This window comes from Pseudomonas sp. NPDC086566 (assembly GCF_050280885.1).
GTDB lineage: Bacteria > Pseudomonadota > Gammaproteobacteria > Pseudomonadales > Pseudomonadaceae > Aquipseudomonas > Aquipseudomonas vlassakiae.
Genome location: NZ_JBNNWD010000001.1, coordinates 823,838 through 839,483, shown reverse-complemented (window position 1 = coordinate 839,483; position 15,646 = coordinate 823,838). Strand labels below are relative to the sequence as shown.

The window sequence follows — 15,646 nt, the reverse complement described above, 5'->3', positions numbered from 1 at the left end:
GGCATTTCATGGATAGCGGTATCTCGAACCTCAGCGGCACTTCGCTTGCCAGCCAGAACACCTGGACCCTGGCTGCCTACCGGCACATCGCGCGCAAGCGCCTGGCACGCAAGGCTGATATCGATATCAAGCGTGTCGCCGAGAAGACCTGGGATATCGCCCCTGGTGAAACAACCGTATCGCCCCCGGCGTTCTATTTGCCCAACCAGTTGGAGCGCGTAACGGGCTGGGAGGCCAAGCGCTTTTACCCGTATGTGCACCCTCGGCGGACCATGGAAGGCGGGATCACGGTCGAACAGGGGCCGACCCGGGGCTACCTGTTCAAGGATGTCTGGCTGATCGACGGTGCGTTGTACAAGGGCAATGCCAGCCACTGGTTGTCGTTGAAACCGAGCCGGTTCCCTGGCATCACGGTGGATCACGAGATCGATCGTGGGGCCATCTACTGCACGCAGAACGGCAACACATGGTTCGGTACCTGGCTGATGGAAGACTGCCCGACCTATGCCTTGGCCTGCGAAGAAGGCGTGCCGGTGACCACGGCGCCCTCGGCGCGCTATCCCCTGTTCACCCAGGGGCCGGCGTATGAGCGCTGGCTGGGCATGCAACCGCTGCGCACGCGTGGGGCGTTTTTCCGCGAACTGGTGTTGTTCGACGACCTCAGCAACAACCGCAGCAGGTATTCGCGTTATCGCGCCATGGGTGACAAGCTGTTGTCGCATGTCGACCCTTCGCCGCACCCCGGGGTGTTTATCCTGCGTGGCAGCGAGGGCGACTTGCGCCTCATGCGCAATGAACTCGAAGTCGCCTCGCACCTGCAGAAGTCCCGTGGTTTTCGCATCATCGACCCGATGAAAACCGATGTGCCAGGTATCGTTGCCGCCTGTGCCGGGGCGCGGACGGTGATCGGCGTTGAAGGCAGCCAGCTGGTGCACGGCGTCAATGTATTGCAGCCCGGCGGTTCGATACTGGCGCTGCAGCCGCCGAACCGGTTTGTCAGCTACTACAAATACCTGACCGATCGCGATCATCAGCACTTCGGTTTTGTGGTCGGGACGGCGCAGGGTGAAGGCTTCACCATTGATGTCGATGAAGTGGAGCGAACGCTGGATCTGTTCCCCTATTGAACCTCGATGATCGACTGGCTGGCTGGGTGCGCATTCAGGCTGACGGCTTTTTGACTCAGTCAGCCCTGGCCGATTGAGATTTATTATGGTGTCGGATCATTGACGTAATGTCATTGTGCCCATAAGCTCAAATCAACAGCGATCCAGTCTTCCGCCAATCAATAACAACGTTCCTTTTTTTAAAGGTGGCGAATATGCGCTCGACTTTGCTCATCAAGTCTTTCTTCCTGTTGGTGTTATTGACTGGTGCAGCGCGAGCGGCGGATTCTTACTTATCGGAAAATACCATTGTGCCGCTGTCCACGGCGGGCTGGTTGTTCGCGTCCGCCGTGATCGGTTTCATCGCGGTGGCCAATAGAAAGAAGATCTAAGTTGTTTCGGTTTTATCGCGATGCCAATGCGTTGACGCTAAAGCGTGGACGTTTGTGTTTTTCGGGGTGGCCGATGCTTGTCAATTTTACAGCTGTTGCTATATTCCAGTAGCCAGCGTCCTCGACGCGAACAGTCGATAAAAAGGCAGGCAGGGCGGCATCGCGGTAAAGCGCCTCCAGGATGGGTGTGGCCGTCGCAGCAAACCGGCTGCGAAGCGGAGCGAGAGGTTCGTCGTTGTACTCATTCAGTGCTCTTAACCTGGGCCGACTGGCCGGAGGGATCCCTCATGGTACGTTTGCTGATGTCCGTTCTCTGCGCCCTGGTAGTCGGCTCTGGCAGCGCCGCCGCCGACACGTCCTCGTCCACTTACCTGTTAAGCCCCGGTGACAAGGTGATGATCTCGGTCTGGCAGGAAGACACCCTGCGCCAGGAAACCGTTGTTCTTCCCGATGGCAGTATCACCTTCCCACTGGCGGGGCGTGTGGATGTTGCCGGCCTGGAAGCCACCACCGTGGCGAAGAAAATCGAGACCGCGCTTAAACCTTACCTGGCCCAGCCAAATGTCAGCGTGGTCGTCACCAGCACCGCTGGTAATCTTGTTTATGTTCAAGGCAAAGTGATCAAGCCCGGCCCGGTGCCGATGGCAGGCCCTACGGCGGTGCTTCAGGCCCTGAGCATGTCGGGTGGAATGGACAAATTCGCCGACGAAAGCGCCATCAAGGTCATCCGCGGCCAAAAGGTCATGCCGGTGCGTTACAAGGATCTGGTTTCTGGGCGTGACATGTCCACCAACTTCCAACTTCAGGCTGGCGATACGCTGGTCGTACCCTGACTCTCCTAAAAATTAAGAACGACTTGTGCCTATCAATAAAACGACGAGTGTTGTAACGGCGATCATGATGATGCCGTTCTCCGGGGTGGTTGATGCCGCCAACTGGCAGTCTTCAGTCGAGGTTCCCACGACTGTCGAGTACGACAGCAACCCATTGCTCCTTACTTCCAAGGAGAAAGGTGTGACGCGTACCATCATTGCGCCTGATTACACCCTGGTAGGTCAGTTCGATCGCGACCAGTTGCGCATGGGCGTGGGCATGCATGTGCTGCGCTCATCCGACCGTTCGGTGATGGATGACCGTGAAGACCCCAACCTCAGCCTGGGCTGGCAGCGCGAAACCGAAAGCGGTGGCTTTGGCCTGCTGGCGCAGTACGATGAAAGCTCGACGCTTTCGGGCGCGGTGCAGGATACCGGTGTGGTGACCACCACTGACGGCACCCAGAAGATGTCACGGCTCACGGGCAACTGGAGCAGCGCGGTAACCGAGCGCAGCACCCTGGCCAACGAACTTCGCTACTCCCATGCCAGTTACGACATCAGTACGCTGACCGGTTACGACGAGTACGCCAACGATTTCACCTGGACGTACGCCTGGAGCGAACGTACCGACATCATCACCGGTTTCGAAGCGCGGCGTTACGAGCCGGACGACACCACCTCGGCAGTCGCCACCAACAGCTATGTCCCCAGCATCGGTCTGAAGTACCAGTTCTCCGACAGCCTGGTCGGCGCCATGCATGTCGGCGTCAACCAGACCAACGGCACCGGTACCCAGCGTCGTGGTGAAGGTGGCGCATCGCTGACCTACCGTGGCTTACGCCACGAGGCCAGCTTCAGTGCCGACCGTAGCACGATGTCCAACGCCCAGGGCGGTGCCGCCGAGATGGACATGGTGCGTGGCAGCTGGAGCTACCTGCTCACTGAAACCACCCGGGTCGGCGCAGACGCCTGGTGGCAGGACAGCAAAGGGCAGAACCCCAATACCCTGCAAACCTACAGTGTCTGGGCCAGCCGGGCGTTCTCGCCGGCCTGGGACCTGCGTTTTTCGTTGATGTACAAGGAGCGCCAACAAAAGGGCCTGCCCAATGCCGACGCTACCATCGCTGGTTTGACGCTGACGTACCGATACCCCGACATCTGAATTTCGGATTGGTGGCCACTATGAAATCTGAGTACGAGCTCTCTATCAAAGATTACATCGCCATCATCAAGGACCGCGCCTTGTTGCTGGGGATCGTCATAGTGGTCGTGGTGGCCGCTACCATCGGGGTGGCGATCAGTGTGCCGCCGATCTATCAGTCGACCGGGACCATTCTGGTGGAGTCGCAGCAGATCTCCCCGGACCTGGTCTCGGCCGGCAACAATACCTTTGCCGATGAGCGTATCGAGGTCATCCGCCAGCGGGTGATGACCCGCGAGAACCTGCTGCGGATCATCGACAAGTACAACCTGTTCGCCGACCGCGGCAGCCGCTTCAGCGAAACCGACAAGATCGAGCAGATGCGCAGTGCGATCGTGGTCGCCACGCTCAGCACCTACGTCAAGGGGCGCGGCGAGGCCACCGTGGCCTTTACGGTTTCCTACGAAGACAAACGCGCCGAAGTGGCCAAGGAAGTGGCTGACGAGCTGGTGTCGCTGTTCCTCAACGAGAACATGAAGCAGCGCACCGAACGCGCCACCGAGACCACCGAATTCCTCACCCAGGAAGCCAACAAGCTTGGTGCCGAGCTGGCCGACCTGGAAAACCAGCTGGCCGACTTCAAGCAGACCCACGCCAACGCATTGCCGGAGAACCAGCAGCTGCGCATGAGCATGCTCTCGCGTTCCGAGCTTGAGTTCCGCGAAGTGGACCGCGACTACAAGTCTGCGCAGGAAGAACTGCGCTACCTGGAGCTGGAACTGGCCGCAGCCAACGCCGGCGCGCCGGCCCAGACCGCCAACGGCAGGGCCGTTGCGCCCGATCCGCAGGACCTGCCAGGCCTGAAGGCCGAGTATGCGCGCCTGCTGACCAAGTACACTGAAGCGCACCCGGATGTGGTGGCAGTCAAGCGCAAGATCGACGCGCTCAAGGCTTCTGGCGACCAGGGTATCGCCGCCGCTGGAGTCACCAACCTGGATGCCGCGAGAGTCCGCACCAAGATGGCTGCCGCGCAATCGCGCATCGCCTCGCTGGCCGAACAGAAGCGCCAGCTGACCACCAAGATGGAAGGCTACGAGGCCGATATCCTCGAGGCGCCGCAAGTCGAGCGCGGCCTGGTGACGTTGATGCGCGATCACGACAATGCGCGCAAGAAGTACGAGGAAATCCGCAACAAGGAAATGGGCGCGAAAATCACCGAAAGCCTCGAGCAAGAGAACAAGGCCGAGCGCTTCGTGTTGCTGGAGCCGCCGCTGATGCCGGAAAAACCGGTCAAGCCCAACCGCAAGAAGATCGTCGCCCTTGGCCTGGTACTGGCCCCGGCCGCTGGCGGTGGCCTGGTGATGCTGCTGGAAATGCTCAATCAGCGCGTGCGCGGCGTTGGTGCCCTGGAAAGCGTACTGGGCCGGCGCGTGCTGGTGGCTGTGCCGTATATCGCGACCAAGGCGGAAAAGGCCAGGCGCAAGCGGCTGCTGACGATGATGATCGCTGCCGCTTTGCTGGTGGTTGCTATCCTGTTGGTGGGTGTCCATATGTTCTACATGCCTCTGGACCTCCTGCTTTTCAAAGCTATGGCTCGGTTTGAATAGGGAGCGCAGCGATGGACAGAAGTACGCCGGCTATTGGTAAGAACATTCACCAGGTTTCGCCAGCCACGTCCGATACGGCGCAGGTGCCATCGGTCATGGAGAAACCCGGGGAACTCGGGCTGTTCGATTACGTGCAGACCAAGGTGGTGCCGCTCAATGCGGACCACCTGGAGCGCAACCGGATCGTGTCCTTCAACAAGAACTCGAACATGAGCGGGGCGATCGACCTGTTGCGCACCCAGGTGCTGCAGGCCATGGAGGACAATGGCTGGCGCACGCTGGCGATTACCTCGCCAACCCCCGAGGCGGGCAAGACGGTGCTGGCGGTCAACCTGGCCATGAGCATCGCCCACCACACCAACAAGACCGCTTTGCTGGTGGACTTCGACCTGCGGCGGCCACGGGTTGGCAGCAGCCTGGGCTTGCCAATGGAGAAGGCGCTGAACGACGTGCTCGATGGCAAGGCCTGGCTCGAAGAGGCGTTGGTCAATCCGACCCTGCCACGCTTCGTCGTGCTGCCGACACGCGAGCCGGTACCGATGTCTACCGAGGTACTGTCGTCGCCCAAGGTGAACACCCTGATCGGCGAGCTGCGCGATCGTTATGACTCGCGGATCTGCATCTTCGACTTGCCGCCACTGCTGAGTTCGGACGACGCGATCACCGTGCTGCCGAGGTTCGACTGTGTGCTGCTGGTGGTGGCCAATGGCATGAACAGCAAGAAGGATATCGAGGATTGCCTCTATCACCTGGCTTCATCGAACCTGGTGGGGGCGGTGTTGAACAAGGCGGATGAGCAACCGCGGACGTATTATTGAATGCGGATGCAGGAACGCAGGGTCGGATTATTGAATAATGCAGGCAATGAGTTGCGCTAATTGTTTGGAGTGAAATCATTGTCTGCGTATTTTCTGAACTTCAGTCGATAACTCTGGGTAGACGACTCCAGCATCGGACGGTCCGACGAAAGGGGAGAATGTATCCTCTACCAAGCTTGTATTGAAGGTGCCGGTCGAGCCAGAGAACTGGGCTTGGAGATTCAAGGTGTTATCTGTTGTTTGCGTGAGGTGTTGATTTTTGAGCATAAGTTCAAGCGGTTCTTTTATGAACTTAATACTTTTCAGAACCCTGCTGGATAATTCAAAAGCCTGCTGAGCAGTAGCCGCCCAAGGTACTCCTAAATCCGCTGCGATACCCACTATCTTGGTTCCCCATTTCACGATTTCCTGACCTTTTTTCCACCAGTCGGCAGGTTTTAGCATGTTGCTGCCGCGCGCTGCGAGCCAGTTAATATTCTTCCAGGTAGTTAGGACTCTGGATGTGCCTTCAGGGTCATGGAAATTTATGGGGTCGGCTGAGCAATAACTGTAAGTGTTTATTCCTCCTTTTCCAAATGGGCTCAGTGAGTCAGGCTGGATAAAGCGCATCTGTGCAGGCGCGTACACGCGGTGCCCTTGCCCAAGGTGAGTGGCGGAAGGTTGGTGTTATCAGGGGGGGGCCATTAAACCCAGTGATGATGTGATGATTGAAAGGGTTGAAGCCATAAGGCGTGTAACTGACACGCCTTATTGGGTTGCAGGGGGCTCCCGCGATGCGCCAAGGGTTTCTCACTTAAGGGTGTCCGAAAAGTTCAATACTGCTAATGGTACTGGCTTTCAGGAGTGATCCAACTGGCATTAATGCTGGTTGATAATCAGTTGAATTTGATTGCGGTCGGCGAAAACCGGCAATTCATAAGACCTCCCGGCGCTGTGGGGGGATCCTTGTAGAAATCTAATCATTGCCACGGGTATTTCAGCTCCCACTCCCATGCATGGCGCACGATTTCATCCAGTGAATTCAACGCCGGCTGCCAACCCAGCATCGTTCTGGCCTTTGCCGCATCCGCCACCAGCCGGGGCGGGTCGCCAGCGCGGCGTGGCGCTTCGATGACATTGATCTGCCGCCCGGTCACCGCGCGTGCAGTATCGATCACTTCCTGCACCGAAAACCCCAGCCCGTTACCCAGGTTGAACGCCGTGGTTGCGCCGTCGGCCTGCAGATACTCCACGGCCAGGGCGTGCGCGCAGGCCAGGTCGTTAACGTGGATATAGTCGCGGATGCAGGTGCCATCCGGGGTGTCGTAGTCATGGCCGAATACGGTCACGGCTTCGCGCCGCCCGGAGGCCGCCTGCAGGATCAGTGGAATCAGGTGGGTTTCCGGCTCGTGGCATTCGCCCAACTCACCGTCCGGGTCAGCGCCTGCGGCATTGAAATAGCGCAAGCTGACCGAACGCAGGCCATAGGCCCGGTCGAAGTCTTCGAGCATCTGCTCCACCATCCACTTGGTGCGCCCGTAGGGGTTGATCGGCAGCTTGCGGTGTTGCTCGTCGATCGGAACAGACTGAGGGTCGCCGTATACGGCGGCGCTGGAGGAGAAGATCAGCCGCTTGATGCCTGCCCGTACCATGGCCTCCAACAGGCTGAGGGTCGAGCAGACGTTGTTCAGGTAATACTTGTCGGGGTCTGCCACCGACTCGCCGACCTGGATGAACGAGGCGAAGTGGAACACGGCATCGAAGTGGTAGTCGCTGAACAGGGTGTCCAGCGCGTGGCCGTCGGCGATGTCCAGGCAGACCCATTCGACGCCGGATGCCGGCGCCTCGAGGTCTGCCACCACCACGTCATGGCCGGCACGCAGCAGGTGCTTGACCATGTGTGAGCCGATATAGCCTGCACCACCGACAACCAAATACTTCATCCAATCCTCCTGGAGCAGACGCAGCGTTGAATGCCTGGAGTACAGGGCTTCAATGACTGTAGATGGCGATATGCCCTATTTCAAGAACAGCCAGTTGGCCATGTGCTGGCCATCGAACGTGATCAGGTAGCGCCCATCCTTGTAGCTCACCGGCAAGGCATTTTCCTTGCCATCGCTGCTGCGGCTATAGAGTTTCAGGCCCGGCGGCGCCTTGATGCTCAGGCTGCCGTCGAGCGGTTCGACACGGAACGGCGTGACGTCTTCGGGCCTGGGGATGGCGCGACTGCCCAGTGAAATGAGCAGGCTGCGCGACCGGGCAAGCGGCTTGTTGTCCAGGCTCTGTACCACGACACTGGCATAGCCGGTTTTCAGCTGGACCTGAATGTCGCCGACGCTGAGCGACTGGCCGCCCAGCCAGCCGCTCGCCGCTTGGGTCATGGGCGTATCGATGGTGTAGAGGCCTTGCTGCCAGTTGTGGCGCAGCTCGCCACTGTCGCTTATGGCTTCGCTGGCATTGGCATCGATCAGTGACTGCCCGGGGTCTTTCAGCACCTGTGCGTCGGCCGGCAGCGCGCCGGCCTGCAGCCACGGCAACTGCGGGGTTTGCGGCATGGCGATCTGCAGTCGGCCTTTTTCCATGGCTGTGCGCAACATCACCGAATTGGCCGGCGAGATGTCCTGGTTGAACAGCAGTTCTGCGGTGGGCGCAAAGACGTAGCGGGTCTTGGCCTGGTGCACGTCCTGGCGCCGATACAACAGCGCGGCGGCGGGGAGGGTGGCGATCAGCCCCGGGTCGTTGTAGGCGTTCCAGTTGTCGGCCCGGCGCCATTGCTCGAAGAACGCCTGCTGACTGTAGGCGTACTGCATGATCGCGTCCCAACCCTGGTGGCTGCCAGTGCCGGCCACGTAAAGCGGCAGCGTGTGGCGGTCGGGCAGAGGGAAGGGTTCGGCATTCCACTCGGTGACCGTCATCGGCTTGCCCAGTACTTGCGCCGCACCCAGCCAGTTGATCATGCCGTCGCTGCTCAGCGGGTTCTTCTCCAGCTGGCCGAGGCCGCCGTAACTGTGGACGTCGACCACGTCGCCGGCCGTCAGTGCAGGCAGCGAGGACAAGCCATTGAGGCCCCAGGTGCTGGTGGTGGCGATCGGCACCTTGACGCCCAGCGTGCGCAGGTAAGCGATCATATCGGCATAGAACCGCTGCTCCAGGTCGTTGAGGAACAGCTTCGAAGGGCCATGCTCCCAGGCACGCCAGGTCTTGTCTGCGGGCAGGTCATGGCGCTCGGCAAAGGCCTTGGCCTGGTCCATGTAGAGCTTGCTGTGTTTGGGTACATCCTTGTCGGGTAGCAGCGCGTTGCCGAAGTGGTGGGTGACGTCGTTCTCATTGGTGATCAGCACGGCGGCAATCGCCGGGTCATCCTTGTAGGCCAGCCCGGTGTAGCTGTTGACGTGGGTCAGGTACTGTTCGGCAAAGCGCTTCAAGGCCTGCTGCATGCTGGCGTTGACGAACAGGTAGCCCTTGAGGCCGGCGACACCATGGTCCTTGGGCAACTCATCGAAGCCGTAGATGTTGTCAGCGGCCGTGACTGGCCGCGACACATGCAGGTCGAGCCAGACATAGATGCCTTCGTCCTTGAGGCTCTTGATCCACAGGTCGATCTTTTTCAGCGACTCGGCGCTGAGCGTTTGCGTGTCCTTGATCTGCTGCAGGTCGCCGAAGATGTTGGGGGTCACCCAAGGGGAGTCGTGATGGTGCAGGCGCACGAGGTTGAAACCGAGTGCCGACAGGCGCTTGGCCTGCAGCCTGATTTCCTCGTCGGGCGTACGGAACAGCGAATAGGCCGACAGGTTGGTCCCCCAGAAGCGTACCGCTGTGCCGTCGGCAAACACAAGCTGCTCACCTTCGGCCTTGACGAAGCCGCGTTTGCCGGCCGGTTTCTCCGGTGTGTTGAGGAACGACAGGTCAACCGGCGAGGTGCGCCAGTCGAGCTGGTCATCCGGCCACGCGTCGGGGTCGCTCATGCCGAAGCGTTCCGTGGCGGTCTGGCCGATGGTGATATCCCCGGTCACGCTCAGTTGTGCCTTGATCTGCTGTTGCCCAGGCTTGATCGGGTCGGTGTAGAAGAAGGTGCGCACCTGGTCGGTGTTGCCGCGTTCGAAATAGACCTTGGCCAGCGGTGGATCGAAGCGCATTTCGACGCGGGGCCCTTGGGGATTCTTGCCCCACGCCCAGCCGCGATTATCGGGCAACAGCACCGGGTCGCCCATTTCCCCGGCAATCAGGGTGGGGTCGAAGCGCCAGACGATACCGCCGCCCATCACGTTGCTCTGCCGGCTGTGCGCCTGCAGGTCGAAGTCCCAGGTGAGGGTTTGTGGCTTGGGCTTCTGGATGTCGGCCTTGAGGTCGAAGTCCAGGTCCTTGTTGGTGCCGCTCAGCGTGTAGCGGTAGGGGCCATCGACCTTGAGCGTCGGATAGAACCCGGTCCAGCCCCAGTTCGCGCCCCAGAAATCAAAACTGGGCACGAACGCCGGGCCGCCCCCGTGGGTCAGTGTGGGCAGGCCGTTCTGTTCGTCGACTCGCACCACCCATTCGGATGCCGAGGCGCCCAGTGGCAATGCCAGCAGGCCGACCAGCAGCGATGTGCGGGTCCATGTACACAGGGCAAGGCTGGGCATCGAACTACCTCGGTTGAAGGCTGATGGTGGTCACCTGGCGGGGCTCTTCAATGGCCTGTCGGCGCATCATCTGTATGTAGGCGACGCTGAGCCCGGCAATCGACCAGTACACGATCGGGATGACGGTGATGCTGCTGACGGTGAAAATCGTGACCAGGATCCCCAGCAAGGTCGCCAGCAACACACGCCCCAGCAGGCGGTACGGGTCAGCGTCGTCACTGACCGTGCGCAGCGCCCGGTAGATACCCAGCAGGATGCAGGCGAAAAAGCCCAGGAACAGCCCCAGCCCCACCAGGCCGATGCGCAGGGCCAGGCCGACGTAGGTGTTGACGATGTCGATGATCCCTTCGCCCTGGATCATCGATTGCATTTCCGGCGTGCTGCGGTAATCGAAGGAGCCGAACAGCGGGTTGCGCTGGATGACGATCCACGAATTGTCGAGCAGGCGCTGGCGGTAGGTGATGTTCTCGGTGTCCACCTTGCCGATGAAGGGCAGCAGGTCGAGTATCTTGTCGCCACCGGGCATGACGCTCAGCAGCGGTATGCTCAATACCCCGGCCAGGGCCAGCAATGCCAGGCGTGAGACCGCGTGCCGGCCCATTGCGATGAACACCACCACGATCACCCCGGCGCCGATCCAGGGGCCGCGCGAAAGTGGCGCAAACAGCCCGGCAGCCAGGAGCAGGGCGCCCAGGTAGCGGTGCGCAGGCCGTTGCACGAAGTGCTGGACGAACAGGAACAAACCGACGGCCACCGCCATCACGTAGCCGAGCACGATGGCCTGGCCGGTGGTGACACTGGCACGCAGCGAGCCTCCACGGCTCAGGTAGGCCTTCATGTCCCATTGCAGCCCCAGGGCATCGAGCAGGGCGTTGTACAGCAGCCAGTGGCGGACATACTCGGCGACCCCGAGCAGCGCCAAAAGGAAGCCAACCAGGACGAAGGCGAGCATGGCGTCCTTGAAGTCATTGAGTTCGCGCAAGCCACGGCTGGCCACGTAGTAGGGCAGAAACACATCGATGTACAGGCTCAACACCTGGCGCAGCGTGTCGGTGACCGTCGTCTCGCGTAGCGCCAGCACGCTGGTCAGTACCAGGCTGGCCAGCAGCAGCTTGTCGGGCAACAGCCGGCCGAAGCGAACGCTCTCGCTTTGCCGGCTCAGCACCAGCGCCGCCGGCAGCAGTACGCAAAGGGTCAGTACCCGTTGGTGATTGATGTCGAACAGGTAGTTGATCACGCCAAAACCGGGGATTTCGGTCATGGCCGGCGGGATCAGGAACAACAGCATGAAAAACAGCGCCAGCGGGTTATGCTCACGCCGCCTGGCGACCAGCAGGATGACCGTGGCGGCTGCGGCATACACCCAGAAACTGTGGGCGAAGAACGCCATCAATGTCAGGGTGAACCATAAGTTGCGGCGCCGTTTGAAGTCCGCAACGGCGATCAGATCGGCCGCCGGACGGCGGGCCATGAAGAAAACCACACTGGCCACAAGCAGAATGACGACCAGGGCTCGCAAATGTTCTGGCATGGGCTGTAGGCACCTATCCCTCGGTGGGCTGGATGGAGGCTAGCATCGTGGCTAAATGAAACTATAGTGACTTCTAGCCATTCGGTCAGAGATTGAAGTCATGCAGTCGATTGCAGTCGTGGCGATGCGAACATTCCAGCACAGGCGTATGGCGTTGGTTATGCCTATGATTGCGATAGGGGTGCCTTGTTGACGCGTGTTTTCGATTGATCCTGATGGTCGCCCGACAAGGCCCGTCGCAGTGCCCGGGGCATAATAAAATCAACGGTATGGGGCTGTGATCATGGGGAAGCTGCAGTTTTGTAGTTCTTCGCTGGGGCGCAGAAGCTTTGTTCGCAGTTGTGTCCTGTTGAGTGCCGGGGCGGCCGTGTTCGGTGCTTGCGCCACCGCCAAGGCAGCGCGCAACCCTGAGCCCAAGGGCGGTTTCGTCATCATCAATGGTTGGGTATTGCCGGTCGGATACTTCCAGGACGGACGCTCATGATCAAGGATTACGACGCCGACAAAAGCCTGCGAAACGCCTACGATTTCTGCATCCTGGGAGCAGGCCCTGCGGGGATCACCCTGGCATTGCGCCTGGCCGCGGCCGGCTGGAGCGTGGCGTTGCTGGAAGGTGGCGGGCGCGAATACACGCCGCGCTCGCAGGCGTTGTACAAGTGCACCTCCACTGGCCTCGAGCTGTATCCCGGGGAAGCCCGCCTGCGTTACCTTGGCGGCACCTCCAATCACTGGATGGGCCGCTGCCGGCCCTTCACTGCGTCTGATTTTGCCGTGCCACCGCCCGTCGATATGCCAGGGTGGCCAATTCCCTATTCGGAGGTCGAACGCTATCTGCCGGGCGCCATGGAGATCGTCGATCTGCCTCAGGGTGCGGAATTTCGCGCGGTGAATACTGGCCTCAACGGCGGCGATTTCGATGCCGACCGCTTTTTGCTCAGCCCGCCAACGCGTTTCGCCCAAAAGTACGCCACGGCGCTCAACGAAACGCCCGGGCTGGATGTGTTCATCAATTGCAACTGTGTCGACCTGCTGTTCGATCAGTCCGCTGGGCAGCTCAAGGCCGTGCAGGTTTCCGACTACGACGGCAAGCGCCAGCCTGTCACCGCGCGCAATTACATCCTCGCCATGGGCGCCATTGAAAACGCCAGGCAACTGCTCAACAGCCAGTCGCTGGTGCAGGCCGGCGTGGTGCACAAGGACGGGCTGGTCGGGCGGTGCTTCATGGAGCATCTGAATATCGACATGGGTACCTTCGTGCTGCGCAGTGGGGAAGACACCGAGCCGCGCCAGTATTTCACTACCGATGCCTTCGTCGCCGAGTATCACGCCGGTAAAGGCAATGTCCTGGCGTCTGTGCTGGCCGATGTGCGCACCTACGGGCGCACGGCTGAGGTGAAGTACTTCCTGGAAAACCTGGCCTGCGAAATGGGCGTGGCCAGCAAGATCGAATTCGTTGCCAAGTTCAGCTGCCCCGGTGATGGCGTGATCAGCACGCTGATCGAGCAGTTCCCCAACGTGCAGAGCCGTATATCGCTGCTGGACGAACAGGACGAGCTGGGGGTAGCCAAGGTCAACGTCAACTGGGTACTGAGCGCCAGCGACCGGCACACGATCAAGTGCATCGGCAGTGAACTGGCCAAGCAGTTCGCAGAAATGGGCCTGGGTTTCGTCAAGCTGAACGACTACGTCTACGACACCAGCCTGCCGCTGAGGTTGTCACCGCATGCGCATCACATGGGCACCACGCGGATGGCGGCCAATGCCAAGGACGGGGTGGTGGATACCAACTGCAAGGTGTTTGGCATTGAAAACCTCTATGTTGCCGGCAGCAGCGTGTTCGCCACCGGCGGGGCTTCGAACCCGACCATGCCACTGCTGCAATTCGCCTTGAGGCTGGCCGACCACCTCAACGAGAAAATGCTCGCGGCAAAGGCGGCGGCCTGAGCCTGTTGAACTGAAGTAGCGGTGTGTAAGGGTTGAGTGCAACAGGGTCAACACTCACAAGAACGAGACCTTGTTCGCCTCAGGGACAGTCCAGGGTCGCTTGATTTGCGAGGCTTGCCATATGTTTGGATGGATACGCAGTGCCGTGGCGCATTATGCCAACACCACCGGGCGGGGCGTGACGGCCTACCTGAAACTCTGTAAACCCACACCGCGGCAGTGGGGCGAGTTTCAGCATCGATGGGGCAAGTTCTATTCGGTGGGCAGCAACTTTCACATGAATGTGGGTTGTAACGTCACCGACCCGGCCCTGGTACGCATCGGCAATAACGTCGGTTTGTCCGACTGCACCTTGATCGGCCATGACGGCGTCGTGGCGCTGATCGAACTCTGCTATGGCAGAAAGCTCGACTCGGTCGGTGTCATCGACGTCAAGGACAACAGTTTCGTAGGCCACGGCGCAATCGTCATGCCGCGGGTGACCATCGGGCCAGATGCGGTGGTGGCTGCCGGTGCCGTGGTGACCAAAGACGTAGCGCCCGGGACGGTGGTCGGCGGCAACCCGGCCAAGTTCATCTGCACCACTGAAGACCTGATCAAGCGGGTCGAAGCGCGCTGCAACGCCTACCCCTGGATAGACCTGATCAAGCAACGCAAAGGCTCCTTCGACCCATCGCTGGAGTCAACCCTGGCGATGCACAGGCGTCGCTATTTCTTCGGGGACGGCAGCAATGGATAACAAGCCTGTCGACGTGATGGTGGTCAACTTCAACACCGCAGCGTTGCTGCAACCGATGTTCGATGCACTGCGCGCCGCAGGGGGTGAGGCATTGGCCCGCTACCTGGTGGTGGACAATGCCTCGGTTGACGATTCTGTGGAGCGTCTGGGCAAGGTCTGCCCGCAAGCCTTGTTGCTGAGCAATAGACTCAATGTCGGCTTCGGCCGCGCCAACAACCAGTTGCTGGCGCACTTGCAGGGCAAGTACGCGCTGCTGCTCAACACCGACGCCTTTGTGGCCAGCGACAGCCTGCAGAAAACCATCGACTACATGGAAGCACACCCGGAGTGCGGCATTCTGGGTGTGCGCCTGGTGGGCCGCGAGGGCGACCTGCAGCCGAGCTGTCGCTATTTCCCGACCCCCTTGAACGTGTTCGTCGGGCGCACCGGGCTTGAGCGCTTCTTCCCTGGGCTGAAAATGGTCGATGAAATGGACTGGGACCACGCCTCGGTGCGCGAGTGTGACTGGCTTCCCGGCTGCTTCTACCTGGTGCGCCGTGAAGTGCTGGATCAGGTAGGCCTGTTCGACCCGCGCTATTTCCTTTATTACGAGGAGGTCGATCACTGCAAGCGGGTGAAGGCGGCCGGCTGGAAAGTGGTGTATTTCCCCCATACCACCGTGGTGCACATCGGCGGAGAAAGCTCCAAATCGGTGGCTGAACTGGAAGCGGCGAGCCGGCAGATCTCCGGCTACCAGATCGAAAGTGAACTGTTGTACTTCCGCAAGCATCACGGCGCAGCGGGGCTGGCCTTGCACATGCTGCTGGTGAGCCTGGGCGACCTGGTGCTGGCGCTCAAGGCATTGCTCAAGGGCCGCGGCCTGGCCGCGATCAAGGCGTGCTGGCGGCATACCCGCGCCACCTGGTCACTGTTGTTCAAGACCCAGTTTGCCAGCCAACCCACACGGTAGGTGAAA

Annotated in this window: 12 protein-coding genes and 1 pseudogene; 9 read left to right on the top strand and 4 right to left on the bottom strand. The window is 60.4% G+C overall.

Annotated features, from left to right (window positions below):
• Window positions 1–8 precede the first annotated feature (8 nt).
• From ACQKPS_RS03980 to ACQKPS_RS03955, 6 genes are all read left to right on the top strand, one after another.
• Window positions 9–1,127 carry a glycosyltransferase family 61 protein gene (locus ACQKPS_RS03980; protein ID WP_427602832.1) on the top strand — a complete coding sequence of 373 codons (1,119 nt, stop codon included), beginning with the start codon at window positions 9–11 and terminating at the stop codon, window positions 1,125–1,127.
• A gap of 194 nt (window positions 1,128–1,321) precedes the next feature.
• Window positions 1,322–1,498: an EPS-associated small membrane protein EppA gene (eppA, locus tag ACQKPS_RS03975; protein ID WP_176509593.1), complete on the top strand. Its 177-nt coding sequence runs from the start codon at window positions 1,322–1,324 to the stop codon at window positions 1,496–1,498.
• Between the two features lie 287 nt (window positions 1,499–1,785).
• Window positions 1,786–2,331, top strand: coding sequence for a polysaccharide biosynthesis/export family protein (locus tag ACQKPS_RS03970; RefSeq protein WP_254485313.1), 546 nt, complete (start codon window positions 1,786–1,788; stop codon window positions 2,329–2,331).
• A gap of 25 nt (window positions 2,332–2,356) precedes the next feature.
• Window positions 2,357–3,475 carry a hypothetical protein gene (locus ACQKPS_RS03965; protein ID WP_427602830.1) on the top strand — a complete coding sequence of 373 codons (1,119 nt, stop codon included), beginning with the start codon at window positions 2,357–2,359 and terminating at the stop codon, window positions 3,473–3,475.
• Between the two features lie 20 nt (window positions 3,476–3,495).
• The gene (locus tag ACQKPS_RS03960) at window positions 3,496–5,061 is read left to right on the top strand and encodes a GumC family protein (protein WP_254485315.1); all 1,566 of its coding nucleotides are present in this window, start codon (window positions 3,496–3,498) and stop codon (window positions 5,059–5,061) included.
• Between the two features lie 11 nt (window positions 5,062–5,072).
• Entirely contained in the window at window positions 5,073–5,879 is an 807-nt protein-coding gene (locus ACQKPS_RS03955; protein ID WP_254485316.1) for a CpsD/CapB family tyrosine-protein kinase, read from the top strand.
• A gap of 75 nt (window positions 5,880–5,954) precedes the next feature.
• On the opposite strand, the pseudogene ACQKPS_RS03950 reads toward ACQKPS_RS03955, so the two are convergent.
• From ACQKPS_RS03950 to ACQKPS_RS03935, 4 genes and pseudogenes are all read right to left on the bottom strand, one after another.
• A pseudogene (locus ACQKPS_RS03950) lies at window positions 5,955–6,515 on the bottom strand (RHS repeat-associated core domain-containing protein); the annotation flags it as partial.
• A gap of 323 nt (window positions 6,516–6,838) precedes the next feature.
• On the bottom strand, window positions 6,839–7,801 hold the full coding sequence (gene galE, locus ACQKPS_RS03945) for a UDP-glucose 4-epimerase GalE (protein ID WP_254485317.1): 963 nt from the start codon (window positions 7,799–7,801) through the stop codon (window positions 6,839–6,841).
• Between the two features lie 75 nt (window positions 7,802–7,876).
• Window positions 7,877–10,477, bottom strand: a complete 2,601-nt coding sequence (locus tag ACQKPS_RS03940) for a glycosyl hydrolase family 5 (protein ID WP_427602827.1) — start codon at window positions 10,475–10,477, stop codon at window positions 7,877–7,879.
• Between the two features lie 4 nt (window positions 10,478–10,481).
• The gene (locus ACQKPS_RS03935) at window positions 10,482–12,008 is read right to left on the bottom strand and encodes an O-antigen ligase family protein (RefSeq protein WP_283724553.1); all 1,527 of its coding nucleotides are present in this window, start codon (window positions 12,006–12,008) and stop codon (window positions 10,482–10,484) included.
• A gap of 480 nt (window positions 12,009–12,488) precedes the next feature.
• Here ACQKPS_RS03935 and ACQKPS_RS03930 point away from each other — a divergent pair, with 480 nt between their 5' ends.
• The 3 genes from ACQKPS_RS03930 (at window position 12,489) to ACQKPS_RS03920 (ending at window position 15,640) form a co-directional block, all read left to right on the top strand.
• Entirely contained in the window at window positions 12,489–13,952 is a 1,464-nt protein-coding gene (locus tag ACQKPS_RS03930; RefSeq protein WP_427602825.1) for an FAD-dependent oxidoreductase, read from the top strand.
• A 121-nt stretch (window positions 13,953–14,073) separates the two neighbouring features.
• Complete coding sequence (locus tag ACQKPS_RS03925; protein WP_054885425.1) at window positions 14,074–14,691, top strand: acyltransferase; 618 nt, start codon at window positions 14,074–14,076, stop codon at window positions 14,689–14,691.
• Window positions 14,684–15,640, top strand: coding sequence for a glycosyltransferase family 2 protein (locus tag ACQKPS_RS03920; RefSeq protein ID WP_254485321.1), 957 nt, complete (start codon window positions 14,684–14,686; stop codon window positions 15,638–15,640). Before ACQKPS_RS03925 ends, ACQKPS_RS03920 begins: the two co-directional genes overlap by 8 nt.
• Window positions 15,641–15,646: the final 6 nt, after the last annotated feature.

Excerpts from the sequence above, each read along its gene's own strand:
- ACQKPS_RS03980 (WP_427602832.1), top strand. The coding sequence starts at position 9 with ATGGATAGCGGTATCTCGAACCTCAGCGGCACTTCGCTTGCCAGCCAG.
- eppA (WP_176509593.1), top strand. The coding sequence starts at position 1,322 with ATGCGCTCGACTTTGCTCATCAAGTCTTTCTTCCTGTTGGTGTTATTG.
- ACQKPS_RS03970 (WP_254485313.1), top strand. The coding sequence starts at position 1,786 with ATGGTACGTTTGCTGATGTCCGTTCTCTGCGCCCTGGTAGTCGGCTCT.
- ACQKPS_RS03960 (WP_254485315.1), top strand. The coding sequence starts at position 3,496 with ATGAAATCTGAGTACGAGCTCTCTATCAAAGATTACATCGCCATCATC.
- ACQKPS_RS03955 (WP_254485316.1), top strand. The coding sequence starts at position 5,073 with ATGGACAGAAGTACGCCGGCTATTGGTAAGAACATTCACCAGGTTTCG.
- galE (WP_254485317.1), bottom strand. The coding sequence starts at position 7,801 with ATGAAGTATTTGGTTGTCGGTGGTGCAGGCTATATCGGCTCACACATG.
- ACQKPS_RS03940 (WP_427602827.1), bottom strand. The coding sequence starts at position 10,477 with ATGCCCAGCCTTGCCCTGTGTACATGGACCCGCACATCGCTGCTGGTC.
- ACQKPS_RS03935 (WP_283724553.1), bottom strand. The coding sequence starts at position 12,008 with ATGCCAGAACATTTGCGAGCCCTGGTCGTCATTCTGCTTGTGGCCAGT.
- ACQKPS_RS03930 (WP_427602825.1), top strand. The coding sequence starts at position 12,489 with ATGATCAAGGATTACGACGCCGACAAAAGCCTGCGAAACGCCTACGAT.
- ACQKPS_RS03925 (WP_054885425.1), top strand. The coding sequence starts at position 14,074 with ATGTTTGGATGGATACGCAGTGCCGTGGCGCATTATGCCAACACCACC.
- ACQKPS_RS03920 (WP_254485321.1), top strand. The coding sequence starts at position 14,684 with ATGGATAACAAGCCTGTCGACGTGATGGTGGTCAACTTCAACACCGCA.